We start from the raw sequence: 25,334 nt of genomic DNA, 5'->3' as shown, positions 1-25,334 counted from the left end.
CCGCCGGGGGATGCGCTGCCGATTACCCGGCCGTCGGCTCTTCGGCGCTCCCGGACGCCTCGGGAACGAGCACCGTGTCGAGACCGGTGATCCGGAAGATCCGCTCGACGACCGGGGAGAGGCGGCGCACCGTGAGGACCGCGTCCCGTCCGAGCAGCGAGGTCCGGGCCCGCAGCAGCCCGTTGATGCCGCCCGAGTCGAAGAACCCCACGCCCGACAGATCGAGGGTCACGGTGGCGCCCGCCGGGACGTCGAGCTCCCGCACGCACGTCAAAAGACGCGGCGCGGTCTCGTAGTCGAGGTCGCCGGTGAGCGTGACGAGCGGGCCGTCCGGGCCTTCCGACGTGGCCAGCGACAGCCCCGCTCCCGCGGCGTCGGGCCTGGACGGTTCCGCGGGTACGGACCCGGGGTCCGCGGCCGTCACCGGGTTCTCCGTACGGTCAGGGCGAGGGTGTCGTCCGGGTGCAGGATCACGGTGTGCATCTCCTTCGCGAGGGCGCCGGGGATCTCTTCGGTCGGGCGATGACGGTGCCGCACGGCGGCCGACGTGAGGCGTCGCTCGCCCTCGTAGGGGTCGCGGCGGCTCTCGGTGAGGCCGTCCGTGTAGAGCACGAGCAGGTCACCGGGGGCCAGTTCCTCGTGCCACAGCCTTTCGCTGCCGGGGAGCGGGTAACCGATGCCCCGGCCGCGTACTTCGAGGAACCGGGCGCTGCCGTCCTCGTTCACCAGCAGGGGCGGCGGATGGCTGCCGTTGGCGACGGTCAGGCGGCCGGAGACCGGATCGATGCGGACGAGCTGGACGGTGGCCATCAGCTCCCGGTCGTAGGGCAGGAGGATCTCGTCGGTGCGGGCGATCACCGTCTCCAGGGGGTGGCCCTCCAGGGTGAGGGTGCGGACCGCGTGGGTCACGTTCAGAGCGCTGCGGGTACTGGCCAGGCCGTGGCCGAGGGCGTCGACGACCGTGATGTGCACGGTGCCGTCGGGCAGTTGGAACCAGTCGTACAGGTCGCCGCCGGTGGGCGCGTCCGTGCCCGCCGGGGCGTAGTGGATGGCCAGCTCCAGGCCCTCCACCCGCATGGGGCCGGGGCGCAGCGCGTCCTCCAGTTCGCGCAGCATCTGGCCGTGGGCGCGGCGCAGCTGCTCGTCGCGCTCCTCCAACTGCACGTACAGGGCGAGGACTCCGCTGTTGGTCTCGTCCAACTCGTGGGTGAGACTGCGCCGGTCGGCCTCCAGTGCCTCGGCCCGGGCGACCGCGGCCCGCAGCTCCTCCTCCAGGAGCGTCACGGGGGAGCGCTTGCCGGGCGCGCCCACGTGCGGCGCCTGCGGCAGCGGCACCCGCCACACCGTCGTGTCCGTCTCGCGCCGCGCGGGCAGGGGCAGGCCGTCGACCGGCGTCGGCCACGGGGCATGGGGGCAGCGCAGCCGCACCGTCAACTCCCCGAGCGCGTGGCCGGGTTCGGCCAGCGTCTCCAGGGTGACGAAGCGTCCGGCCCGAAGCTCCGGTTCGGCGACCCGGGCCACGGACAGGGTCAGCCTGGTGCGCAGTTCGGCGGGCAGCCCCCACCCGGCCGCCAGCGTCCGCACCGCGGACCTGAGTTCGGGCAGGGAGCGGTAGGACGTGCCAGGGGACGCCGTCGCCTCCTGGTCGGTCATGAATTCCTCCTTGGTGCCGCGGAGACCAGGACGGTCGCGTCGTCGCGGGCGCTGCGGTGGCCGTGTCCCAGGGCGGCGGCGAGCAGCCGGGGCGGCAGGCCCAGCAGGAACGGGGTCGCCGTGTCCGCCCAGCGGGCCTGGATGCCGTCCGTGTGGACGACCGTCGCGCACCCGTCCGGCAGTGGTGTGGAACGGGCCTGCGGGCGCGGCATGTTCCAGCCGACCACGCCCGGTTGGCCCACCATCCGTGAGCGCACCCCGTCGTGCTCGGTGATCAGGACGCGGATGTTCCCGACCCCGCAGTGCTCGACCGTGCCGGGGCGCAGCCGCACCAGGCCCACCGCCGCGCCCCGGCCCCCGCGCAGCGCCCGGTCCATCGTCGAGAGCAGCTCGGGCAGCGGTCGCTCGGCCGCCTCGCGGAAGGTGGCCACGGCGGCGGCGCTCGCCTCGGCGGCCTCCGCGCCGTGGCCGAGGCCGTCGACGACCAGCGCGGTGCGGCCGCCGGGCGCGTCCACCACGGCCGCGCTGTCCCCGCACCGCTCCTCGCCGCGCAGCGGCAGACACAGCAGGCCGACGTCGGACCGGGCCGGCTCCGCGCCCGGCGCGTGGAACCGGGCGCAGATCAGCGTGCCGACGCCGGGCAGCGTGCGCAGCGTCAGCTCGTCGGCGAGGCGCCGCGCCGCCCCCATGCCGGAACCGAGCGACCCGGCGGTGCTGAACCCGTCGACCATGGCCCGGTCGGGCTGTGCCATGCCGGGCCCCCGGTCGATCGCGATCACGTCGATGCCGCGCCCCCGTGGGTGTCGCTGCACATAGACGGCGCCGCCGACCGCGTGCCGCAGCAGGTTCTCGGCGAGTTCGCTGGTCAGCACGGCGGTGCGCTCGGCCGCTGTGCCGTCGAGGCCGCCGGCCGTCGCCGCGTCGCGAGCCAGCGCGGCCGCGTGGTGCACCGCGCTGGCGTGGTCGACGACGACGTGCGCGGTGACCGCGGGGTCGATGGGGTGTTTCATCGGTTCGTCCAGCGCGCGGCGGTCACCGTGGTTCCGGCCCCGGGAGCGGTGTCGACGTGGAACTCGTCCATCAGACGGCGGGCGCCGCCCAGGCCGTGGCCGAGCCCGTTGCCGGTGGTCCAGCCGTCGGTCAGGGCCGCGCCGAGGTCCGGGATGCCGGGGCCCTCGTCCTCTATCACCAGCCGGATACCGCTGGCTCCTCTCCTGGTCAGCAGTTCGACGGTGAGCGTGCCGCCCTTGCCGTGCACGTAGGCGTTGCGTGCGAGCTCGCTGGCCGCGGTCACCACCCGGGTCTGGTCCACGAGCCCGAAACCGCACTCGACGGTGGCGGCGCGCACGGCGTGCCGGACCGACAGCAGGTCGTCGTCCGACCGCACGTCGTAGGCGCGGCGGATCGTCACCCGGGCGGCTCCGGCGTGCGTCGCGCTCGGGGCTCGCTCATCGGACATGGTCATCGCCGGGGGCCTCCTGGGTCCGCTGCCAGCCGAGCGCCGTCAGGCCCTGCTCGGCGTTGAGCGCGGTCTCCACACCGGTCAGCTGGATGCCCAGCTCGACCAGGGTGATCGCCACGGCCGGCCGCATCCCGGCGACGATCACCCGGGCCCCCAACAGCCGCGCCATGTTGGTCAGTTCCATGAGCGTGCGGGCGACGAACGAGTCGATCAGTTCGAGCCGGGAGATGTCGATGAGGACACCCCGGGCGTGGTCCGACGTGATCCGCTCGGTCAGCTCGTCCGTGAAGGCCAGCGCGGACCGGTCGTCCAGCTCGGCGAGCAGCCCCGTCACCAGGACATCGCCGAACCGCAGAATGGGAACGCCCGTCGGGCGAGGGGAGTTCACCGCGGTGCCGACCCTGCGACGGCGAAACCGACGGCGGGCTGGTCCGTGAGCTTGACCGAAGCGGCGAGCGCGTCGGCCAGCGTGGCGCGGGTCAGGATGGTGGACAGGTCGATCCCCAACTGGGCGATGGTCTGGGCGATGGGCGGACGGATGCCGCTGATGACACAGTCGGCGCCCATCAGCCGGACCGCGTTGACGGTGTGCATGAGGTGCTGGGCGACCGCCGTGTCGACGGTCAGCACCCCGGTGATGTCGATGATGGCGACCTTGGCCTCGTCGTCCTGGATCGCCTGGAGCAGCGACTCCATGACGATCTGGGTGCGGGCCGTGTCCAGGGTGCCGATGAGCGGCACGGCCAGGACGTGCTTCCACAACCGTACGACGGGCGTGGAGAGTTCCATCAGCTGACGGCTCTGGCGCTGGATGATCTCCTCGCGCCCCTCGACGTACGTCTCGAAGGAGAGCGCGCCCGCCGCGTCGAGCGTTCGGTTGATGAAGTTGGCCGCGGCGAACAGCTCGCCCATGTCGCGGGTGGTGTGCTGGACGGCCTCCAGCAGCGCCTCCTTGAGGGAGAGCACCGCCAGCGAGGTGTCGGTGGGCGTGGCGCCCGCGCGAACCCGGCGCAGCGACAGCTCGGTGACCGTGGTGCGCAGGTTGTGGTGCGAGGTCACCAGGCGCGTCACCGGGGTGTCGCTGGCCAGTGCCTCGGTGAGCGCGTCGACGAGCAGCAGCGCCTCCTCGCGCAGCTCGCTCTCGCTCATGTTGGTACCGAGTGCCGCCTGTTCCAGTTGGAGCGTCGTCCACCGTGCGGCGATCTGCTGCTCCTGGTCCCGCAGCGCTTCCAGCAGCAGATCTCGGATGTTTGTCTCGCTGGTACTCACAAGCCCCTCTCAGGCCGATCCCCGTCCGTGTGCATCCTGCACATCATGCACACCTTCAACTGCCCCTGCGGTGACCCGGATTGACGGCCGACCATCATCCGGGACCAACGGCAGGGGCAGCCCCTGCGATTACCCCGCCGCGGTGACTTCACTCCCGATCACGGGGTGTGTCATGCGTCACTCGCGACGCAACAGACGAAACGGGCACCGCAATGAACACGCGCCACCAGCGGTTACGCGCAAGGTTCGGCCGGGCCCACGCAAGGTTGCTGCATTACAGATGAGAAGCCGCGTCCTTTAGAGTCATCCGCTGTACGTTGCGTGGCGGGGGTTCTGCCTGCTCGGCGGGCCCCGTCATCGGGAGTGCTCCGCCGCGCCTCCCTCGCTGCGGCCCCACCTGCCCAGCAGCGATCAAGGAGCCAGCCCGTGCTCGACCACGGCGCACCCCCGCGCACCCCGCAAGCCGCCCCCGCGCCCGCGGGGTTCGGTGCCCGCCTCATGCGGCGCAAGCCGGTGGATCTCCTGGTCGCGGAGGGCGGCCAGGGCGAGGGCGGATCGCTGCGGCGCTCCCTCGGGCTCTGGCAGCTGACCATGATCAGCATCGGGGCCACGCTCGGCACCGGCATCTTCGTGGTGCTCGGCGAGGCCGTGCCGAAGGCCGGTCCCGCCGTCACGCTGTCCTTCGTGATCGCCGGACTCACCGCGCTCTTCTCGGCCCTCTCGTACGCCGAACTGGCCGGCACCATCCCGGTCGCCGGATCCTCCTACTCGTATGCGTACGCAACGATGGGCGAACTTCTCGCCTGGGTGTGCGGCTGGTGCCTCGTCCTGGAGTACGGGGTCTCGGTCGCCGCGGTCGCCGTCGGCTGGGGCGAGTACCTCAATGAACTGCTCGACGGGACGATAGGCGTCACCATCCCGGCCGCCCTGTCCGCGCCGCCCGGCGACGGCGGGATCTTCAATCTGCCCGCGCTGATCGTGGTGCTGCTCGCCATGGTGTTCCTCCTTGGCGGCGCCAAGGAGTCCGCCCGCGCCAACACCGTCATGGTCGCCGTGAAGATCGCCGCGCTGATCCTCTTCTGCGTCATCGGCTTCATGGGCTTCAAGTCCGGCAACTACGCGGACTTCATGCCGCTCGGCATGGCGGGCGTGAGCGCCGCCGGGGCCACGCTCTTCTTCTCGTACATCGGCTTCGACGCCGCCTCCACCGCGGGCGAGGAGGCGAAGAACCCGCAGCGCGACCTGCCCCGCGCCATCATGCTGTCGCTGATCATCGTCACCGCGCTGTACGTCCTCGTCGCGGCCGTCGCCGTGGGCGCCCGCCCCTGGACGGGCTTCACCGACTCCGAGGCCACGCTCGCCGCGATCATGAAGGACGTCACCGGACAGCCCTTCTGGGGCACGGTGCTCGCCGCCGGCGCCGTCATCGCCATCGCGTCCGTCGTGCTCACCGTGCTCTACGGGCAGACCCGGGTGCTCTTCGCGATGTCCCGCGACGGGCTCGTGCCGAAGGTGTTCTCGAAGGTGCACCCGAAGACCGGGGCGCCGCGCACCAACACGATCATCGTGTCCCTCTTCTGCGGCGTCCTCGCGGCCGCCATTCCGCTCGGTCAGCTGGCCGACGCCACCAGCATCGGCACGCTCTTCGCGTTCGCCCTGGTCAACATCGCCGTGATCGTGCTGCGCCGGACCCGCCCCGACATGAAGCGCACCTTCCGGGTGCCGCTCTCGCCGGTCCTCCCCGTCGCCGGTTTCGCCTTCTGTGTGTGGATGATGGGCAGTCTGTCCGCGATCACCTGGATAGTCTTCGGTGTCTGGATGGCCGTCGGCCTCGTGTTCTACTTCTGTTACGGGATGCGCCGCTCCCGTCTCGCCGAACCCGCAGCCCAGAAGTGACACACCTGCCTTGCTGAACGATCTCGACGAACGCATCGTGCACGCCCTCGCCGAGGACGCCCGCCGCTCCTACGCGGACATCGGCCAGCTGGTCGGCCTGTCCGCGCCCGCCGTGAAGCGCCGCGTGGACCGGCTGCGGGCCACCGGCGCGATCACCGGGTTCACGGTGCGTGTCGACCCGGCCGCGCTCGGCTGGGAGACCGAGGGGTTCATCGAGATGTACTGCCGCTCCAACACCTCGCCGGAGGCGATCCGGCGGGGCCTGGAGCGCTATCCCGAGGTCGCGTCCGCCTCCACCGTCACCGGTGAGGCGGACGCGATCGTCCAGGTCTTCGCCTCCGACATGCGGCACTTCGAGCGGGTCCTGGAGCGGATCGCGGGGGAGCCCTTCGTCGAGCGGACCAAGTCGGTGCTGGTCCTGTCCCCGCTGATGCGCCGCTTCACGTCGGGTTCGCCCACGTAACGGGCCCCGCGGCCGCCGCGCAACGAATCACCGCGGCCCCGGAAAATCACGCAACGAACAGCTCCTCGGCATGCAACAGGTGCTTCTTGTCCACCGGTGGCGGGCGACCGTAACTTCTAGGTGACCCCGAATCCCGCCCCGTACCGGTTGAGGACACCCATGCGCACCGCCCTGCTCCAGAGCTCAGGACACCCCGGCTCCACCGCCGCGAACCTCAAGGTTCTCGACGACGCCGCGGGCCGGGCCGCCGCCGCGGGCGCCGGGGCCCTCGTGACCCCGGAGATGTTCCTGACCGGGTACGCGATCGGTGACGACGTGGCCCGGCTCGCCGAGCCCGCCGACGGGGACGCCGCCGACGCCGTCGCGGAGATCGCGCACCGGCACGGCCTCGCCGTCGCCTACGGCTACCCGGAGCGGGACGGCGAGACGGTCTACAACTCCGTACAGCTGATCTCCGCCGAAGGCACCCGCCTCGCGAACTACCGCAAGACCCACCTGTTCGGCTGCTTCGAGCGCGAGCAGTTCACGCCCGGCGAGCAGCCGGTCGTACAGGCCGAGGTGAACGGTCTGCGGGTCGGCCTGATGATCTGCTACGACGTCGAGTTCCCGGAGAACGTACGGGCGCACGCCCTCGCCGGCACCGACCTGTTGCTCGTCCCGACGGCGCAGATGCACCCCTTCCAGTTCGTCGCCGAATCGGTCGTACCGGTGCGCGCCTTCGAGAACCAGCTGTACGTCGCGTACGTCAACCGGGTGGGCGCCGAGGGCGAGTTCGAGTTCGTCGGCCTCTCCACGCTCGCGGGGCCCGACGGGGTGGCCCGCGCCCGCGCAGGGCGCGGCGAGGAGCTGGTGTTCGCCGACGCCGACCCCGGCTTCCTCGCCGCCTCCCGCGCGGCCAACCCCTATCTGAGCGACCGCCGCCCGGAGCTGTACGGCCCGCTCGCCTCCTGAGGCCCGCCCCCGGAACCGCCTCAACTCCCGCTTCCTGCCCAGCACTTCAGTATCCGCAAGGAGTCCGCACCCCATGACGTCCACGGTGCCCACCGCAGCCCAGCACACCGAGGGCCAGCCGCCCATCACGATGTTCGGGCCGGACTTCCCGTACGCGTACGACGACTTCCTCGCCCACCCGGCGGGCCTCGGCCAGATACCCGCGACCGAGCACGGCACGGAGGTCGCGGTCATCGGCGGCGGCCTGTCCGGCATCGTCGCCGCGTACGAGCTGATGAAGATGGGCCTCACGCCCGTCGTGTACGAGGCCGACCGGATCGGCGGCCGGCTGCGTACGGTCGGCTTCGAGGGCACCCCGGCGCAGGCCGCGGGCCTGACCGCCGAGATGGGTGCGATGCGCTTTCCGCCGTCGTCCACGGCGCTTCAGCACTACATCGACATGGTGGGCCTGAAGACGAGGGCGTTCCCCAACCCGCTCTCGGAGGCCACGCCCTCGACGGTCGTCGACCTCAAGGGCGAGTCCCACTACGCCGAGACCCTCGCCGATCTCCCCCAGGTCTACCGGGACGTCGCCGAGGCCTGGAACAAGTGCCTCGACGAAGGCGCCGACTTCTCCGACATGAACCAGGCGATGCGCGAGCGCGACGTGCCGCGCATCCGCGAGATCTGGGCGAAGCTCGTCGAGAAGCTCGACAACCAGACCTTCTACGGCTTCCTCTGCGAGTCCGAGGCGTTCAAGTCCTTCCGGCACCGGGAGATCTTCGGCCAGGTCGGCTTCGGCACCGGCGGCTGGGACACCGACTTCCCGAACTCCATCCTGGAGATCCTGCGCGTCGTCTACACCGAGGCCGACGACCACCACCGCGGCATCGAGGGCGGCTCGCAGCAGCTGCCGCTGCGGCTGTGGGAGCGCGAGCCGGAGAAGATCGTGCACTGGCCGTACGGGACCTCGCTCGCCACCCTGCACGTGGACGGCAAGCCGCGCCCGGCCGTGACCCGGCTCTCCCGCACCGCGGGCAACCACATCACCGTCACGGACGCCGACGGCGACATCCGCACGTACAAGGCGGCGATCTTCACCGCCCAGTCGTGGATGCTGCTGTCCAAGGTGGACTGCGACGACTCGCTCTTCCCGATCGACCACTGGACGGCGATCGAGCGCACGCACTACATGGAGTCCAGCAAGCTGTTCGTGCCTGTCGACCGGCCGTTCTGGCTCGACAAGGATGAGCACACCGGCCGTGACGTCATGTCGATGACGCTCACCGACCGGATGACGCGCGGCACGTACCTACTGGACGACGGGCCGGACAAGCCCGCCACGATCTGCCTCTCCTACACGTGGTGCGACGACAGCCTGAAGTGGCTGCCGCTGTCCGCCAACGAGCGCCTCGACGTGATGCTGAAGTCGCTCGGCGAGATCTATCCGAAGGTCGACATCCGCAAGCACATCATCGGCAACCCGGTGACCGTGTCCTGGGAGAACGAGCCGTACTTCATGGGCGCGTTCAAGGCGAACCTGCCCGGCCACTACCGCTACCAGCGCCGCCTGTTCACCCACTTCATGCAGGAGACGCTGCCCGAGGACCGGCGAGGCATCTTCCTCGCCGGTGACGACATCTCGTGGACGGCCGGATGGGCCGAGGGCGCCGTGCAGACCGCGCTGAACGCCGTGTGGGGCGTCATGCACCACCTCGGCGGCAGCACGGACGCCACCAACCCCGGTCCGGGCGACGTGTTCGACGAGATCGCGCCGGTGGAGCTCCCGGAGGACTAGGGCCCTTCTGACGGACCCCGGGGCTAGAGGCCTGCCGCGCGCGCCTTCTCGTACACCTCGGCCGCGACGTCCTTGAGCTCCTGGGCGTCGCGGGCCTCGCCCTGCAGTTCGATCAGGATCTCCTCCAGCCCGACCTCGTCGTGCGCCACCAGGTCCTCGACGATCTGGTCGACGCTGCCCTGGAACGGCCTGCGGTCGTCCCCGGTGTACGGCTCACGCGTGTGCGCCGTGTTGGCGCGCAGCACGGTCCGCAGGGGAGTGGTGCGGCCGCGCTCCTCGGCGAGCGCCTGGAGGTCGGCCCACTGCTGCTTGAGGTTCTCCGTGCCCATCGCCACGGGCATCCAGCCGTCCGCCCTGTCGACCAGCCGACGGGCCGCCCGGGGACTGCCCGCGGGGAGCAGGATCGGGAGCGGACCGGCCGGCTTCGGGCCGACCACGGACGGCGCGATCGTCGTCAGCCCGCCCTCGTACGACACCGGGTCGGGGCCCCACACCGCGCGGCACACGTCGATCAGCTCGTCGAGCACCTTGCCGCGCTGCTCGAAGGGCGCCACGCCCGCCGCCGCGTACTCGTCGTGCGACCAGCCCGTGCCGACCCCAGCGACGACGCGGCCCCCGCTCGCCGCGTCCAGCGAGGCGAGGGAGCGGGCGAGTTGGAAGGGGATGTGCAGCGGTGCCACGAGGACGCTGGTGCCGAGCCGGGCGCGGGACGTCGCGGACGCCGCCAGGGTGAGCGTGACGAGCGGGTCGGCCACCGAGCGGTACTGGTCGGGCCAGGGCAGCCCCGGAATCCCGTACAACCCCTGGGTGGCGGGCTCCGGGTACAGGACCCGCTCGAACACCCACAGGCTGTCGTAGCCGATCGCCTCCGCGGCGCGCGCCACGTCCGGCACGTCCCTGCCGATGTCGTACTGCTTCATCTGGGGCAGTCCGAGGCCGAGTCGGGTCGTCGCCATGCTCGTGCTCCTTTGCTCGACAGCGTGGGTCGCTGTGTCAACGCGCCGGTGCGGTGCGGGTGTTCCCGCGGGCGCCGCCGATTCAGTCGGGCAGTGGGGTGAGCAGCATCCGGCCCACCAGTCCCACGGAGGTGTCGAGGCGGTACGCGAACTCACCCTGCACAGAGGGAAGTTCGCGCAGCGCCCACAGTGCGCGGGCCGCGCCCCACGCCCCGTCGCGCGCCCGCTCCAGGCTCCACGAGCCGAGCAGATGGGTCAGCGGATCGGCGACCTGGAGCAGATCGGGGCCCGGCATCAGCTCTTCGCGGATGCGCTCCTCCAGCGTGACGAGGAGGTCGCCCACGCGGTCGAACTCGTCCTCCAGGGCGTCCGGTTCGCAGTCCAGCGTGCGACACGCGTCCACGACGGCGAGCGCCAGATCGTGCCCGATGTGCGCATTGATGCCCGCGAGCGCGAACTGCAACGGGCGTACGCCGGGATGCCGGCGGAACTGGAACAGGGGCCTCCAGCAGGCGGGCGGGCGCGCGCCGTGCGAGGCCGCGTCGACCGCCGCCAGATAACGCTCGGCGAACCGGACATCCAGCGTGACCGCTGCTCCCCGGTCCGGGAAGCCGCCCGCGGAGCCCCCGGCGATGGCCCGGCCGACCGCCTCCGTGACGGAGAGGTAGACCCGGTTGAAGACGGCCAGACCGTCCCGCGGTGGCAGGTCCGCGCCGAGCGCACGCATTCTCGCGATCACGATGTCGACCCCTTGAGCGGGGATCCGGGCCTGTGCGAACCGCTCCAACTGCGCCATGCACGCAGCGTCCCAGTCCTAGCCTTACGTGGGCGTCGGCTGGCCGGGCGCTTCCCCAGAACGAGGGAACGGCAGAGCTGGAAGGGGCGGGTGCGGTGGCGGGCTCACGTGCACGGAGGCTGGCCGAACGACGGGCGCGGCGGCGCCGCGGAGCCGTGCGTGGAGCAATGGCCGCGGCGACCTCCACCGTGGTCGCCGTGGGGACCGTCGTCGGCCTCGTCTCCGCCCTCGACGACGGCAGGGACGGCGCCGACGAGGCGCGCCCCACCGTCAGCCGGACCCCGAGTCTGCGACCGCAGCCCGCGGTGCCGACCCCGTCGGCGACGAGCGCATCGCCTTCCCTCCCGCCCTCGCAGGGTTCGCGGAGTCCGGAGCCGGTGGCGAGGACAACCGCCCCCGCCCCGCCGGCTTCGTCCCCGTCGCACACCAAGCCCGCCGAGAGCCGCCTGTACCGGCACGGAGACTCCCAAGTGCTCGACTGGGTGCGGGCCAACCGCTCCGACCCGCGCCGCCCGCTCATCGAGTCCCGGATAGCGAGCCGCCCGGCCGCCGTCTGGTTCGCCGACTACACGCCCGCCACGATCACCGCACGGGTGCGCGCGGTCACCTCGGCCGGGGCCCGCGCCGGCCGGGTCCCGGTGCTCGTGCCCTACGCGGTCCCCGAGCGGGACTGCGGCGGGTACTCCGACGGCGGGGCGCCCGACCTGGACGCGTACGGCGACTGGATCGACAGGTTCGCGCGGGGGCTCGGTTCCGGTGAGGTCGTCGTGGTCCTGGAGCCCGACGCGCTGTCCCAGACCGAATGCCTTTCGAAGGCCCAACAGCGCACACGCTTCGCGGCGTTGGCGCGGGCGGGCCGTGTCCTCAAGGCCGCGAACCCGCGCGCCCGCGTCTACTACGACGCCGGGCACTCCGCCTGGAACCCGCCCGGCACGCAGGCGGCTCGCTTGCGTGCGGCGGGCGCGGCATCGGCCGACTCCTCCGACGGCGTGTTCACCAACGTCTCCAACTTCCACCGGACGTCGGACGAGATCGCGTACGCGCGCAAGGTGCTCGCCGCACTGGACGGACCGAGCGGCCTCGGCGCCGTCGTCGACACGAGCCGCAACGGCAACGGCGCCCCGGCCGACGGCGAGTGGTGCGACCCCGACGACCGCAAGCTGGGCCGGGCACCGACGCTCCGGACCGGGGAGCCCGGTATCGACGCGTACCTGTGGGTGAAACTGCCGGGGGAGTCGGACGGCTGCAAGGGCGAGCCGGGGACGTTCACGCCCGACTACGCCTATGAGTTGGCGGACTGAGGCGCGCGTGACCGCGTGATGTCCGCGTGCGGCGGGTCCGTTGCGCGGTAAGTCCCCCACGAGTGCGCGGCAAGTCCCCTGCGAGCGCGCGGCAAGTCCCCTACGAGCCGCAGGGGTTGACAGTTCCAGTGGCCGGAATATGTTGCATGCAATGTGAAATATGGCCGATGCCCGAGATCCCCGGACCCTGGAGGCTCCCTTGGACTCCGTGCGGAGTTGCGACCTTCTGTTCACCGGAGGCCCTGTGGTCACCGTGGACGACCACAGGAACGTGTACGAGCCCGGCGCCGTCGCGGTGTCGGGGGACCGGATCGTGGCGGTGGGCCCGGCCGCGGAGATCGAGGCCGGGTGGCGGGGCGCGCGGGTGGTGGACTGCCGGGGCCGGGCGGTGCTGCCGGGGTTCGTCGACGGGCACAGCCACCTCTTCCAGGCGCTGGCGCGAGGGCTCGGCGAGGGACAGTCGATCTGGCCGTGGCTGTGCGAGTTCATGTGGCCGTACTCGATCGCGGTGGACGCCGAGGACGCGCGGGTCGCCGCGACGCTCGGCGCGGTGGAGGCGCTGCGCTCCGGGATCACCACGGTCGTCGACAACCACTACGCGCCGACCGATGCCGAAACGGTTCTTTCGGTGGCCGGTGCCATCGAGGCGACCGGACTCCGCGGCGTCGTCGCGCGCGGCATGATCGGGCACAAGACCGCCGTCGCCGCCGCGCGCGGACTGCCCGACGCTCTCTTCCGTTACTCCGTGGCCGAGGAGCTGGACATCACGCGGGACTGCATGCGCGGCAGGCCGCCCGGGTCCGCCGTCGAGATCTGGCCCGCCCCGCTCAACCTCAGCTACGGCGACCAGGAACTGGTGCGCGGAGCCGTCGGGCTGGCCCGGGAGTTCGGCGTCCGCTGGCACACGCACTGCAGCGAGGGCCCCAAGGACCCGACGAGCTACCTCGACGCGTACGGGATCAGGCCCGTGAGCTGGCTCGCCGCGGAAGGACTGCTCGATGGGAGCGCCACCCTCGCGCACGCCGTCTGGCTCGACGACGCCGAGACCAAGGCGGTCGGGGAACACGGCGCTGCGGTCGCCCACAACCCGGCCTCCAACGCCTACCTCGCCTCCGGGGTGATGCCGCTGCGCCGCCTGCGGGAAGCCGGGGCCGTGGTGGCGCTCGGCACCGACGGGCCCAGCGCGGGGCACCGCCAGGACATGTTCGAGGTGATGAAGCAGACCCTGTTCGCGCAGCGCCTCGACACGCTCGATCCGGCGGTGGCGCGCTGCGAGGAGGCCCTGGAACTGGCCACCAGGGAGGGCGGCCGGTACGTCGGCAACGGAGCGGGCGTGCTCGCGCCCGGCGCGCCCGCGGACCTCGTCGTGGTGGCGCTCGACCGCCCCCACCTGCGCCCGCTGCACCGCGCGGTGTCCGCGCTCGTCTACTCCGCGCGCGGCGGTGACGTCGAGACGACCGTCGTCGGCGGGCGCGTGGTCGTCGAGGAGGGGCGCTGCACCCTCGTCGACGAGGAGGCGCTGCTCGAAGAGGCCCAGGAGCGGGCCGAACGCCTCGTCCGCCGGGCCGGCCTCGACCCGCTCACCACGCCCTGGCGTACCTGAAAGCCACAGGTCACGGCCGTCCGTCCACGGCCCCGGTAAGTGCGCAACGAGACAACACCCGGACCACCGGGTGGAGGGAGTAACGCACATGTCCGAGAAGGAAGTCCAGGACGGGATGCGGGGCGGGGCGGGGGAGCCGGGCACGGCCGAGGCGGAGGTGCGGCGCAAGGACGCCGTCGACTCCGTGCCCGCCGTGTGGCGCCTCGTCGTGTACGGGTTCCAGCACGTGCTCGCCTTCTACGCGGGCGCCGTCGTGATGCCGCTCCTCGTCGCCGAGGGCATCGGCATGAAGGGCGACGACATCGCCCTGCTCGTCAACGCCTCGCTGCTGACCTGCGGCCTCGCCACGCTCCTGCAGTCCGCCGGGCTGCCGGGCATCGGCATCCGGCTGCCGGTGGTGCAGGGCACGTCCACCACCGCCGTGCCCTCGCTGGTGTCCGTGGGGCTCGCGGCGGGCGGGGCGAAGGCGGGGCTGCCGACCGTGTTCGGGGCGGTGATCGCGGCGGGGCTCGCCCTGTTCGTGGTGGCGCCCGTCTTCAGCAGGCTGGTCCGCTTCTTCCCGCCGCTGGTCACCGGCACGATCGTGACCATCGTCGGGATCACGCTGCTCGCCGTGGCCGCGCGGCAGGTGGGCGGGGGAGACCCGAGCCAGGGCTCGTTCGGCTCGCCCGCGCACCTGGGGCTCGCCGCCGTCACGCTCGTCGTCATCCTGCTGCTGCACAAGCTCTCGTGCGGCTTCCTCGCCACGGTGGCCGTGCTGGTCGGTCTGGTCGTCGGCACGGTCGTGGCCGCGCTCGCCGGATTCGCCGACTTCTCGGGGATCGCCGCCACGCCCTGGCTGGGCACGGCGGCGCCGCTGCACTACGGGGCGCCGCGGTTCGACGTCGTCGCGGTGCTCTCCGTCGTCCTGGTCATGGTCATCATCGCGGTCGAGTCCATCGGGCAGTTCTTCGCCGTCGGCGAGATCGTGGACCGGAAGGTCGAGGGCAAGCACGTGACGCGAGCCCTGCGGGCGGACGGCCTGGCCACCGCTGTGGCCGGAGTCTTCAACTCCTTTCCCAGCACGGTCTATTCGCAGAACATCGGCCTGATCCGGCTGACCAGGGTCAAGTCCCGGTGGATCGTCGCGTCCTCCGGCGTGATCATGATGGTGCTCGGCCTCGTCCCGAAGGTGGGGGCGATCGTCGCCGCGATGCCGGCCTCGGTCCTCGGCGGAGCGACGATCGTGCTGTTCTCCACCATCGCCGTCGTCGGCGTGCAGATCCTCTTCCAGGCCGACCTGACGGACCAGCGCAACACCATCCTCGTCGCGGCGAGCGTGGGCGTCGGCTTCCTGCCCACCGCGTTCCCGCAGTTCGCCGAGCAGATGCCGGGGCGGCAGCTGCACGCCCTCTTCGAGAGCGGCATCATCCTCGGCACGCTCACCGCGGTGCTCCTGAACCTCTTCTTCCACCACCTGCGGATTCCCTTCGGGAGGCGGCGGGAGCGCCGGGAGGGCGCCGCCGAGGGCGCCGGATCCATTGACGCACCCGAACATTACATGCAACATGTATCTCCAACGGGCAAACGGTGAGGGGGAGTTGAGATGGGCGGCGGAATGGGGAGCGGCGCGGAGCGCGCCGTCAATCCGGTCGCGGCCGGCAGCCTCCTGGCGGACCGGGCGTACGAGGAGCTGAAGGGCGCCGTCCTGGCGAACCGGCTGCGCCCCGGTGACGCCCTCTCCGTGCCCGCCCTCGCCGCGCAGATGAGCATCAGCCGCAGCCCGGTGCGCGAGGCGGTCCAGCGCCTCATCCACGACGGCCTGGCCACGCATGTCCCGCACAAGGGGGCCGTGGTCGCCACGGTCGACGTGGAGGACGTGCGGCAGTTGTACGTCGTGCGTGAGGTGATGGAGGGCCTCGCCGCCCGCCTGGCCACCGAGCGCTTGGACGCCTCGCGCGTCGCCGAACTGCGCGAGCTCCTCGAACGGCACGAGCGGGAGATCGGCACCGGCGTCGACGAGCGCACGCACATCGAGATGGACATGGCCTACCACCGGATGATCCGTGAGGTGGCCGACAACCCCCACCTCACCGCGGCCCTCGACACCATCCAGGGCCGCGCCCACCTCGCCCTGCACCAGCTGTGGCGCGGCCAGGAGGCGCCACGGCTCGCCGTCGCCGAGCACCGCCGCATCTTCGAGGCGATGACCTCCGGCGACCCGGACGCCGCCGACCTCGCGGCCCGCGACCACATCCGCAAGCTGCGCATCCGCCTCTCGCAGGCGGTCGCGCCGGGTCCCTCGGCAGCCGCCGAGCCCGGTCGCGTACGCCCCGTCGAATAGCGCCACCGAGAGCGAGCACGCACCACGTTCGAGTCTCAACTCCCGTTCAGCGCAAGCCAGAAGGGAAGTGAACGACCGTGAGCACCGCAACCGGCACCGCCACCGCTGTCCGTGACGGCGTCGGCGCCAGCACCGCGCGCCCCGACGGCCGACTGAAGGTGAAGGGCGACTTCGCCTACTCCTCCGACCTGCGGGCCGAGGGCATGGTGTGGGGCGCGACCCTGCGCTCCCCGCACCCGAGCGCCCGCATCGTCCGGCTCGACACGACCTCGGCGCTGCGGCTTCCCGGGGTGCTGGCGGTGCTCACCCACGAGGACGTGCCGGGGCAGGCGACGTACGGCATGAAGGTCTCCGACCAGCCGGTCCTCGCCGCGGACCGCGTCCGGTACCAGGGAGAGCCGGTGGCCCTCGTGGCCGCCGATCACCCCGAGACGGCCCGCAGGGCGCTGGCGCTGATCGACATCGCGTACGAGGAGCGCTCCGCGCTCACCGACCCGGAGGAGGCCGTGCGGGGCGGCGGCCCGCTCGTCCACGAAGAACGCGTCGACGGCAAGCACGGCAACATCGTCCGCCACGTCCGCATCCGCCACGGCGACCTCGCGGCGGCCCGCGCCGGGGCCGACGTGATCGTCAGCGGCACGTACGAGGTCGGCATGCAGGACCAGGCCTTCCTCGGTCCCGAGTCCGGGCTCGCGATCCCGGCGGAGGACGGTGGCGTCGACGTGTACGTGTCGACGCAGTGGCTCCACGACGACCAGCACCAGATGTGCGCGGCCCTCGGCCTGCCGCCGGAGAAGGTGCGGCTCACGCTGTCCGGCGTGGGCGGCGCGTTCGGCGGGCGCGAGGACGTGTCCGTGCAGATCCACGCGGCGATGCTCGCCCTGCGCACCGGCAGGCCGGTCAAGATGAGCTACAACCGCGAGGAGTCCTTCTACGGCCATGTGCACCGCCACCCGGCCCGCATGTGGTTCGAGCACGGGGCGAAGCGGGACGGCAGGCTCGTGTACGTGAAGGCCCGGCTGCTCTTCGACGGCGGCGCCTACACCTCCACCTCGCAGGTCGTCATCGCCAACGGCTCGTACTTCGCGGCCGGCGCCTACGACGTGCCGCACGTCGAGATCGACGGCTTCTCGGTGTTCACCAACAACCCGCCGTGCGGAGCGATGCGCGGATTCGGTGCCGTCCAGTCCTGCTACGGAGTCGAGTCGAACCTCGACAAGCTGGCGCGTGAACTGGGCATGGATCCGGTCGAGTTGCGGCTGCGCAACGCGATGACGACGGGGACGGTGCTGCCGACGGGCCAGGCGGTGGACGGTCCGGCTCCGGCGGCCGAGCTGCTGCGGCGGCTGCGGGACCGGCCCCTGCCGCCCGTCGGCGAGGGACCCTTCGGGAAACCGGGCGGGCTCAACAACACCAGCCATGGCGAAGGCATCAGGCGCGGGGTCGGCTACGCGATCGGGGTCAAGGCCATCGGCTTCTCCGGCGGCGTCGACGACCGGTCGGTGGCCCGTGTCAGGCTCACGCTGTCCGGCGGCGAACCGGTCGCCGAGGTGCACACCGCCGCCGCCGAGTGCGGCCAGGGCATCGTCACCGTGCAGACGCAGATCGTACGGACCGAACTCGGCGTCGAGCGCGTCGTCGTGCTCCCCGCCGACACCGGGGTCGGCGACGCCGGGTCGTCCTCGGCCTCGCGCATCACCTGGATGAGCGGGGGAGCGGTGCAGGGCGCGTGCAAGGCGCTGCGCGAGCGGATCACGACGCTGGGGGAGCGGCCGCTGACCGAACTCCTCGCCCAGCACGGCTCGCTGGAGGCGGAGTACGAGTACGCGCACCGCCGCACGTTCCCCGTCGACGCCGAACGCGGTCAGGGTGACGCGCACATCGCGTTCGCCTTCGCCGCGCACCGGGCGGTCGTGGACGTGGACACCGAGCTGGGGCTCGTGAAGGTCGTCGAGCTGGCCACCGCACAGGATGTCGGCAAGGCGATGAATCCCCTTGCCGTGGAGGGCCAGATCGAGGGCGGGAGCGCGCAGGGCCTCGGCCTCGCCGTGATGGAGGAGCTGCGGGTCGAGGACGGGCGGGTGCGCAACCCGTCCTTCACCGACTACCTGATCCCCACCATCGCCGACATGCCGCACGTCCCCATCGACCTGCTCGAACTTCCGCACCCGGACGCGCCGTACGGCCTCAACGGCGTCGGTGAGCCGCCCACCTTGTCGTCGACCCCGGCCATCGCGAACGCGCTGCGCGCCGCGACCGGTCGTGAGCTGGCGAAGGTGCCGGTGCGGCCCGAGGACATCACCGACATGGAAGGGAGGTGAGGCGGGCCCTGCCCTGGGTCCCCAAACGGTCCACCACGGAAACACGGTTGGCACCAGCTGGGAAGGAAACAAGACCTTGATCATCGACACCCATATGCACCCGACCAACATCGTCGACCAGGCGTGGCGGCACGACGGCTCCCCGTTCACGGGTGAGCGCACGCTGGAGATGATGGACGGCCCGTACATGATCAACGGCAAGCCGCGCCGGATCGACTACGGCTGCATCATGCCGCCGCCCGGCAACTCCGTCTGGCAGGACGGGATGCGCACCGGGCGCGAGGGCATCCGCGACTACATGTCGTACATCACCGAACTGGTCACCACGTACCCCGACCGGTTCATCGGGAACTTCATGTACAACCCGCGCTTCGGGCCCGAGAACGGGGCGAAGGAGCTGGAGTTCCACGTCAAGGAGTACGGCTACAAGATGCTCAAGCTGCATGCCAACATGCACGCTTACCGGCCCGACCGTGCCCTCGACTGGCTGCGGCCCGTGCTGCGGGTCTGCGACGAACTGGGTGTCGTCGTCCTCATCCACACCGGCGACGGGCCGTACTCGATCCCGACGCAGTTCTATCCGATCATCCGGGAGTTCACCAACGTCAACTTCATCCTCGCCCACTTCGGTGTGCAGACCGGCGGCGTCTACTGCTTCGAGGCGCTCTACATGATCCTCGACTCGCCGAACGTGTACGGCGAGTCGGGCTGGCTGCTGCAGTCCCGGATCGTGGAGTTCGCGCAGCAGATGGAGAAGCACCAGCTGGTCTTCGGCACCGACTCGCCGCCGAACGAGCCCGGCATGTGGGCGCGGGAGCTGGAAGTCCTGTGCGGTCCGCCGCCGCAGGGCATGAACCTCTCCGAGGAGCATCTGGAGGGCTACCTCGGCAACAACATGGCCAAGCTCCTCGGTCTGAAGCCGACGCCTCCGCCGCGCAACCAGGAAGAGGCGCAGCTGAGGCTGACGGACACCTACGCGTCGCTGGACAACGTGGCCCGTACGTGACCGTGACCACGGGCTGGAGGAGGCCGGGGCGCCGCCGGTGCCCCGGCCTCTCCGGCAGAGGCTCGAATTCGGCAACAGATCGGATCGCCAAGAATGCAGCGCATAGGACACCTCCTCCCCGCGACCTCCCTCGGCGCCGACCGCTGGGTCGGTCAGATCTGCGCGCCGGTTCAGGTGGACGTCGCCCACCCCACCGCCCGCGCGCTCCTCCCCGAGTTCCAGTACGGTCCCGGCCTCACGCCCGCCCACACCGACGAACTCCGGCGCGGAGCCGAACAGCTGGCGCAGGCCGGCGCCGACGCCATCGTGTGGCACGGCACATCGGGCGGCCTCGACGGCGCCGCCCACGCCCGCGCCGTGGCGCGCGTCGTCGAGCGCACGGCCGGCGTCCGCGCCACCACCGTCACCCTCGGCCAGCTCGACCTGCTGGCCCGCTCCGCGACCCACTCCGTCGCCCTGATCACGGCGGGCTCCGCACAACAGGCGGGCCGCCTCGCCGACACCTGCCTCGCCGCGGGCCTGCGCATCGCCTCCCTCACGGCACTCGACCTGTCCACCCCGCGCGAGGCGGCCGAGCTGCCCGTGTCGAAGGTCCGCCGGATCCTCCTCGACGCGGACTCCGTCGACGCCGAGTGCCTGGTGGTGGCGGGCACCGAACTGCCGGTGGCGCCCGTCGCGGCCATGGTCGAGCGGGAGCTGGGCAAGCCCGTGCACGACGGCGCGCGGATCGCGGTCCGCACCGGCCTCGACCTGCTCGGCAAGGCCGTCGAATCCCCCTCGTGGGGCGCGCTGTTCACGGGCGGGGTGCACGCGGGAGTCTGCTGTGACAGCCACTGAGCGCGCCCTCGGTACGGGCCACCAGGACCTGCACCGCTTCCTCGACGCCTACCGCGCCGCCCACCCCGAGGACGTCCTCACGGTCGACGACAAGCTGGAGGGCGAGGACGTCGCCGCGCTGGTCGCCGAACTCGCCGCGCGCGGGCGGGCCGAACTCCTGGTGTGCCCGCAGGTCTCGGGGCTCGACGGCACGCCGCTGATCACCAACCTCTTCGCCTCGCGCGTCCGCGTCGCCCGGCTGCTGGGCACGGACCCGGCCGGACTCCACCGCGCCTACCAGCGGGCCGCCGCCCGCCGCACCGAACCCCGTGTCGTCCCCACGGGCCCCGTCCTCGACACGGTCGCGCAGGGCCCGGACGTCGACCTGACGACGCTCCCCCTCCTCAAGCACTTCGACTCGGACCGCGGCCCGTACCTCACCAGCGGCGTCCTCACGGCCGAGGCGCCGCCCGGCACACCCGGCCGTTCCGGAAACCTCAGCTACCACCGCGCCCTCGTGCACAGCCGCACCGAGCTCGCCACGAGCCTGCACTCGCGCGGCCATCTGTGGCAGCTGCTGCGGCTCGCCGAGGAGCGCGGGGAGGTGCTGCCGGTCGCCATGGTGGTCGGCGCCCACCCCCTGTTCCAGCTCGCCGCCTCCGCCCGCGTGGGCCCCGACGTCGACGAACGCACCCTGGCGGGTGGTCTGTTGGGCGAGCCGCTGGACGTCGTGCGCACCCCGCGGCACGGCATCCGTGTCCCCGCCTGCGCCGAACTCGTCCTGGAAGGCGTCATCGACCCGGCCCGCACCGCGCCCGAGGGCCCCTTCGGCGAATTCTCGGGCTACTCCTCCGACCGCTCCACCAACAACGTCCTCACGGTGCACAGCGTGCTGCGCCGCCGCGACGCCGTCCTCCTCGACATCGTGGGCGGCAACAGCGCCGAACACCTCAACCTGGCCCGCATCCCGCGCGAGTCGGAGATGGCGGAACAGCTCAGGTCCCGCTTCCCCGAGGTCACGGCGCTGCACTACCCGACGTCGGGCACGCACTTCCATGCGTACGTCGCCCTGAGCCGGGCCCGGCCGGGGCAGGCGCGGCAGATCATGCTCGCGCTGCTGGGCTGGGACCCGTACCTGAAGACGGTGGTCGCCGTCGACGAGGACGTGGATGTGACGCGGGACGAGGAGGTCCTGTGGGCGCTGGCGACCCATCTCCAGCCGCACGCGGACGTGTTCACGGTCGACGGCCTGCCCGGCAGCCCCCTCGACCCCTCGTCCACCCCGGACGGCACCACGTCCCGCATGGGCCTCGACGCCACCCGCGCCCCGCACTTCGACGCCGTCCGCATCCGTACGGACCCGGCCCGCGCCGCCCGTGCCCGCGAGCTGCTCGACCGGGGCGCGCCGTGCGGCTGATCGTCGGGATCACGGGCGCGACCGGCGCGCTCTACGGCATCCGCCTCCTGGAGGCCCTGCGCGCCGTGCCCGACGTCGAGACGCATCTGATCCTGAGCCGCTGGGCACGCACCACCATCGACCTGGAGACGGACCGGAGCGTCGGCGACGTGCAGAAGCTCGCCGACGTCGTGCACCGGCCCGGCGACCAGGCGGCCGCGGTCTCCTCGGGGTCGTTCCGCACCGACGGCATGGTGATCGCGCCGTGCAGCATGAAGACGCTCGCGGGGATCCGGGCCGGGTACGCGGACGGGCTGATCGGACGGGCGGCCGACGTGGTCCTCAAGGAGCGGCGGCCGCTGGTCCTTGTGCCGCGCGAGAGCCCGCTGCACGAGATCCATCTGGAGAACATGCTGGCCCTCGCGCGCATGGGCGTGCGGATCGTGCCGCCGATGCCGGCCTTCTACCGGCGCCCGGAAACGATCGAGGACCTGGTCGACCACACGGTCGCCCGGGTCCTCGATCAGCTCGCCCTGCCGGGACCCGCGGTGGACCGGTGGGCGGGAGGCTGACTACTTCTTGTCGGACGCCGTGTCCGCGTCGTACGACGACGTCCCCTCGTCAAGGAGCGGCTGCTGGGTCTTGAGGTGGGCGGGGGCCATCGCGCGCAGGGCGTGGTAGCCGGTGATCACGACGATCGTGCCGAGGGCGATGCCGCTCAGGGAGAAGTTGTCGGTGAACTTCAGGGAGACGTCGCCGATGCCGATGATGATGCCCGCGGCGGTCGGCACCAGGTTCAGGGGGTTGCGCAGGTCCACCCCGGCGTTGATCCAGATCTGTGCGCCGAGCAGGCCGATCATGCCGTAGAGGATGACCGTGATGCCGCCGAGCACACCGCCCGGGATCGCCGCGACGATCGCGCCGAACTTCGGGCACAGGCCGAACAGCAGGGCGAAGCCGGCCGCCGCCCAGTACGCCGCCGTCGAGTAGACGCGGGTCGCGGCCATGACGCCGATGTTCTCGGAGTACGTGGTGTTGGGCGGGCCGCCGACGGCCGTGGAGAGCATCGAGCCGACGCCGTCCGCCGAGATGGCCGTGCCGAGCTTGCCGTCGAGGTTGTCGCCGGTCATCTCGCCGACGGCCTTGACGTGTCCCGCGTTCTCCGCGATCAGCGCGATGACGACGGGCAGGGCCACCAGGATCGCCGACCACTGGAAGGACGGGGCGTGGAAGGACGGCAGGCCGATCCAGTCCGCCTGCCCGACGGCGGACAGGTCCAGCCGCCAGTGGTCGACGGCCTTGCCGCCGCCGTTCGACGAGTGGATCTTTCCGAAGACCTGGTCGAGGACCCAGGAGAGCGCGTAGCCGAAGACAAGGCCGAGGAAGATCGCGATGCGCGACCAGAAACCGCGCAGGCACACCACGGCCAAACCGGTGAACAGCATCACCAGGAGCGCCGTCCACTGGTCGGTCGGCCAGTACGTGGAGGCCGTGACCGGCGCGAGGTTGAAGCCGATCAGCATCACGACGGCGCCGGTCACCACGGGCGGCATCGCCGCGTGGATGATCCGCGCCCCGAACTTCCGCACCGCGAGGCCGACCAGGAACAGCGCGACGCCCACGACGAAGACCGCGCCGGTGACGGTCGCGCTGGAGCCGCCCTGCGCCCGGATCACGGCCGCGACACCCACGAAGGAGAGGGAGCAGCCCAGGTAGCTGGGGACCCGGCCGCGCGTCGCGAGCAGGAAGATGACCGTCGAGACGCCGGACATCATGATCGCGAGGTTCGGGTCGAGGCCCATCAGAACGGGCGCGACGAAACTCGCGCCGAACATGGCCACCACGTGCTGTGCGCCGAGCCCGATCGTGCGCGGCCAGGAGAGCCGCTCGTCGGGGCGGACGACCGCGCCGGGAGCCGGGGTGCGGCCGTCGCCGTGCAGTTTCCAGCGCACGCCGAGGTCCATGAGAGTTTCCGCCTTCTGTGGTGACCGTGAGGTGGGTGGTGGGTCGTGATGCCTGTGTGGCTCGGAATGATCGCTTCATGTTAATGCGACGTAAGTGCGAACTCGTACCGAGCCACCGCCCACCCGTCCACCCGCTCAGGCCTTCGGGGCGGGCTCCGTGGCGTCCGCGGGGTTCGGCTCCGCCGCCCCCGCCCGCGTACGGTCCCCGCCGCGCAGCACCCGCGCGAACACCACGAGCCCGCTCGCCAGCACCGTCACCAGGCCGAACGACACCACCAGGCTGGTCGCGTCGGCGATCGTGCCGATCGCGGACGGCGCGATCAGACCCGAGGTGTACGTGATGGTGGCCACGCCCGCGATGGCCAGACTCGGGTTCGGTCCGCTGCGCCCGGCCGCGGCGAAGCAGAGCGGGACCACGACCGCGATACCCAGGCCCACCAGGCCGAATCCGGCCATCGCCACGGCCGGGTTCGGTGCGATCACCACGAGCAGCGCGCCGATCGTGGCCACGACACCGCTCGTGCGCACGGTGCGCACCGCGCCGAACCGGTCCACCACCGCGTCGCCCGCTATCCGCGCCACCGCCATCGTGAGCGTGAACGCCGTGGTGCAGGCGGCCGCCAGCCCCGGCGACGTGTCGAGCACGTCCCGCAGATACACCGCCGACCAGTCGAGGCTCGCGCCCTCCGCGAAGACCGCGCAGAAGCCGACCGCGCCGATCAGCAGCGCCGACTTCGGCGGCAGCGCGAAGCGCGGCGGCGCCTCCTCTTCCTCCGTCGGGCGCAGATCCAGCACCCACTGGCAGGCGATCAGGCCGAGGACGGTCAGGACGAGCGCGGCGAGTGCGTGGTGCAGCCGCGCGTCCGCGCCCAGATGCGCGGCGAGGGTGCCGCCGGCCGAGCCGATCAGGGCGCCCGCGCTCCACATCCCGTGCAGCCCCGACATGATCGACTTGTCGAGCCGGGTCTCGACCTCGACGCCCAGCGCGTTCATGGCCACGTCCGACATGCCGGCGCACGCCCCGTACACGAGCAGCGCGGCGCAGAGCGTGAGCAGGTTGGGTGCGAGCGCGGGCAGGATCAGGGCCAGCGTCCACAGCGCGAGCAGCCCGCGCAGCGCCGTGCGGGCGCCGAAGCGGTGGCTGACGCTGCCCGCGAGCGGCATCGCGAGCGAGGCGCCGATCGCGGGGAAGGCGAGCGCGAGGCCCAACTGTCCGGCGCTCACGCCCGCGTGCTCCTGGATCCAGGGCACCCGCGTCGCGAACGACCCCGTCACGGAGCCGTGGATGCAGAAGACGGCGGCGACGGCGTACCGCGCCCGTTTCAACTCCGTTGGTGAGTACGTCGGTTCCGGCATGCCGCGGGCCCTCCCCATGTGTCCC

General features: G+C 71.9%; 23 protein-coding genes. 13 read left to right on the top strand and 10 right to left on the bottom strand.

Features of this window, described 5'->3' with window-relative positions:
- Positions 1-22: 22 nt before the first annotated feature.
- From ACY34M_RS21140 to ACY34M_RS21115, 6 genes are read right to left on the bottom strand one after another with little or no spacing between them, the layout of a single operon-like run.
- Entirely contained in the window at positions 23-424 is a 402-nt protein-coding gene (locus ACY34M_RS21140; RefSeq protein WP_462719629.1) for an STAS domain-containing protein, read from the bottom strand.
- The gene (locus tag ACY34M_RS21135) at positions 421-1,653 is read right to left on the bottom strand and encodes a PP2C family protein-serine/threonine phosphatase (protein ID WP_462719630.1); all 1,233 of its coding nucleotides are present in this window, start codon (positions 1,651-1,653) and stop codon (positions 421-423) included. The genes ACY34M_RS21140 and ACY34M_RS21135 overlap by 4 nt, the downstream gene beginning before the upstream one ends.
- Positions 1,650-2,663 carry a SpoIIE family protein phosphatase gene (locus tag ACY34M_RS21130; RefSeq protein ID WP_462719631.1) on the bottom strand — a complete coding sequence of 338 codons (1,014 nt, stop codon included), beginning with the start codon at positions 2,661-2,663 and terminating at the stop codon, positions 1,650-1,652. Before ACY34M_RS21130 ends, ACY34M_RS21135 begins: the two co-directional genes overlap by 4 nt.
- Positions 2,660-3,118 carry an ATP-binding protein gene (locus tag ACY34M_RS21125; protein WP_462719632.1) on the bottom strand — a complete coding sequence of 153 codons (459 nt, stop codon included), beginning with the start codon at positions 3,116-3,118 and terminating at the stop codon, positions 2,660-2,662. Before ACY34M_RS21125 ends, ACY34M_RS21130 begins: the two co-directional genes overlap by 4 nt.
- Positions 3,102-3,503, bottom strand: coding sequence for an STAS domain-containing protein (locus ACY34M_RS21120; RefSeq protein WP_462719633.1), 402 nt, complete (start codon positions 3,501-3,503; stop codon positions 3,102-3,104). The genes ACY34M_RS21125 and ACY34M_RS21120 overlap by 17 nt, the downstream gene beginning before the upstream one ends.
- A complete protein-coding gene (locus ACY34M_RS21115; protein ID WP_462719634.1) occupies positions 3,500-4,384 on the bottom strand; it encodes an STAS domain-containing protein in 885 nt (294 codons plus the stop codon). Before ACY34M_RS21115 ends, ACY34M_RS21120 begins: the two co-directional genes overlap by 4 nt.
- 426 nt (positions 4,385-4,810) lie before the next feature.
- Here ACY34M_RS21115 and ACY34M_RS21110 point away from each other — a divergent pair, with 426 nt between their 5' ends.
- From ACY34M_RS21110 to ACY34M_RS21095, 4 genes are all read left to right on the top strand, one after another.
- Positions 4,811-6,280 (top strand): amino acid permease, encoded by a 1,470-nt coding sequence (locus tag ACY34M_RS21110; protein WP_462719635.1) that lies wholly within the window; start codon positions 4,811-4,813, stop codon positions 6,278-6,280.
- Positions 6,281-6,290: 10 nt separating this feature from the next.
- Positions 6,291-6,743 (top strand): Lrp/AsnC family transcriptional regulator, encoded by a 453-nt coding sequence (locus ACY34M_RS21105; RefSeq protein WP_462719636.1) that lies wholly within the window; start codon positions 6,291-6,293, stop codon positions 6,741-6,743.
- Positions 6,744-6,902: 159 nt separating this feature from the next.
- Positions 6,903-7,694 (top strand): carbon-nitrogen hydrolase family protein, encoded by a 792-nt coding sequence (locus ACY34M_RS21100; protein ID WP_462719637.1) that lies wholly within the window; start codon positions 6,903-6,905, stop codon positions 7,692-7,694.
- 73 nt (positions 7,695-7,767) lie between these two features.
- Positions 7,768-9,471: a flavin monoamine oxidase family protein gene (locus tag ACY34M_RS21095; protein WP_462719638.1), complete on the top strand. Its 1,704-nt coding sequence runs from the start codon at positions 7,768-7,770 to the stop codon at positions 9,469-9,471.
- Between the two features lie 23 nt (positions 9,472-9,494).
- On the opposite strand, the gene ACY34M_RS21090 is transcribed toward ACY34M_RS21095, so the two are convergent.
- Both ACY34M_RS21090 and ACY34M_RS21085 read right to left on the bottom strand, forming a co-directional pair.
- Entirely contained in the window at positions 9,495-10,427 is a 933-nt protein-coding gene (locus ACY34M_RS21090) for an LLM class F420-dependent oxidoreductase (RefSeq protein WP_462719639.1), read from the bottom strand.
- An 82-nt stretch (positions 10,428-10,509) separates the two neighbouring features.
- The gene (locus ACY34M_RS21085) at positions 10,510-11,223 is read right to left on the bottom strand and encodes a DUF5995 family protein (protein WP_462719640.1); all 714 of its coding nucleotides are present in this window, start codon (positions 11,221-11,223) and stop codon (positions 10,510-10,512) included.
- Between the two features lie 167 nt (positions 11,224-11,390).
- On the opposite strand from ACY34M_RS21085, the gene ACY34M_RS21080 reads away from it, so the two are divergent.
- The 9 genes from ACY34M_RS21080 (at position 11,391) to ACY34M_RS21040 (ending at position 22,561) form a co-directional block, all read left to right on the top strand.
- Complete coding sequence (locus tag ACY34M_RS21080; RefSeq protein ID WP_462719641.1) at positions 11,391-12,524, top strand: glycoside hydrolase family 6 protein; 1,134 nt, start codon at positions 11,391-11,393, stop codon at positions 12,522-12,524.
- A gap of 253 nt (positions 12,525-12,777) precedes the next feature.
- The gene (locus ACY34M_RS21075; protein ID WP_462719642.1) at positions 12,778-14,127 is read left to right on the top strand and encodes an amidohydrolase family protein; all 1,350 of its coding nucleotides are present in this window, start codon (positions 12,778-12,780) and stop codon (positions 14,125-14,127) included.
- Between the two features lie 88 nt (positions 14,128-14,215).
- On the top strand, positions 14,216-15,700 hold the full coding sequence (locus ACY34M_RS21070) for a nucleobase:cation symporter-2 family protein (RefSeq protein ID WP_462719643.1): 1,485 nt from the start codon (positions 14,216-14,218) through the stop codon (positions 15,698-15,700).
- A 12-nt stretch (positions 15,701-15,712) separates the two neighbouring features.
- Positions 15,713-16,450, top strand: a complete 738-nt coding sequence (locus ACY34M_RS21065) for a GntR family transcriptional regulator (RefSeq protein ID WP_462719644.1) — start codon at positions 15,713-15,715, stop codon at positions 16,448-16,450.
- A gap of 77 nt (positions 16,451-16,527) precedes the next feature.
- Complete coding sequence (locus ACY34M_RS21060) at positions 16,528-18,771, top strand: molybdopterin cofactor-binding domain-containing protein (RefSeq protein ID WP_462719645.1); 2,244 nt, start codon at positions 16,528-16,530, stop codon at positions 18,769-18,771.
- A gap of 76 nt (positions 18,772-18,847) precedes the next feature.
- The gene (locus ACY34M_RS21055; RefSeq protein ID WP_462719646.1) at positions 18,848-19,777 is read left to right on the top strand and encodes an amidohydrolase family protein; all 930 of its coding nucleotides are present in this window, start codon (positions 18,848-18,850) and stop codon (positions 19,775-19,777) included.
- 93 nt (positions 19,778-19,870) lie between these two features.
- Entirely contained in the window at positions 19,871-20,614 is a 744-nt protein-coding gene (locus ACY34M_RS21050; RefSeq protein ID WP_462719647.1) for an aspartate racemase/maleate isomerase family protein, read from the top strand.
- The gene (locus tag ACY34M_RS21045) at positions 20,601-22,010 is read left to right on the top strand and encodes a UbiD family decarboxylase (protein WP_462719648.1); all 1,410 of its coding nucleotides are present in this window, start codon (positions 20,601-20,603) and stop codon (positions 22,008-22,010) included. The genes ACY34M_RS21050 and ACY34M_RS21045 overlap by 14 nt, the downstream gene beginning before the upstream one ends.
- A complete protein-coding gene (locus ACY34M_RS21040; protein WP_462719649.1) occupies positions 22,001-22,561 on the top strand; it encodes a non-oxidative hydroxyarylic acid decarboxylases subunit B in 561 nt (186 codons plus the stop codon). Before ACY34M_RS21045 ends, ACY34M_RS21040 begins: the two co-directional genes overlap by 10 nt.
- On the opposite strand, the gene ACY34M_RS21035 is transcribed toward ACY34M_RS21040, so the two are convergent.
- Entirely contained in the window at positions 22,562-23,953 is a 1,392-nt protein-coding gene (locus ACY34M_RS21035) for a uracil-xanthine permease family protein (RefSeq protein ID WP_462719650.1), read from the bottom strand.
- A 135-nt stretch (positions 23,954-24,088) separates the two neighbouring features.
- On the bottom strand, positions 24,089-25,309 hold the full coding sequence (locus tag ACY34M_RS21030; protein ID WP_462719651.1) for an MFS transporter: 1,221 nt from the start codon (positions 25,307-25,309) through the stop codon (positions 24,089-24,091).
- Positions 25,310-25,334 lie beyond the last annotated feature (25 nt).

The sequence above is a fragment of the Streptomyces sp. EDA2-14 genome (assembly GCF_054963755.1).
The sequence above is the reverse complement of the archived record's forward strand: the minus strand, read 5'-3'. Positions and strand labels throughout refer to the sequence as shown.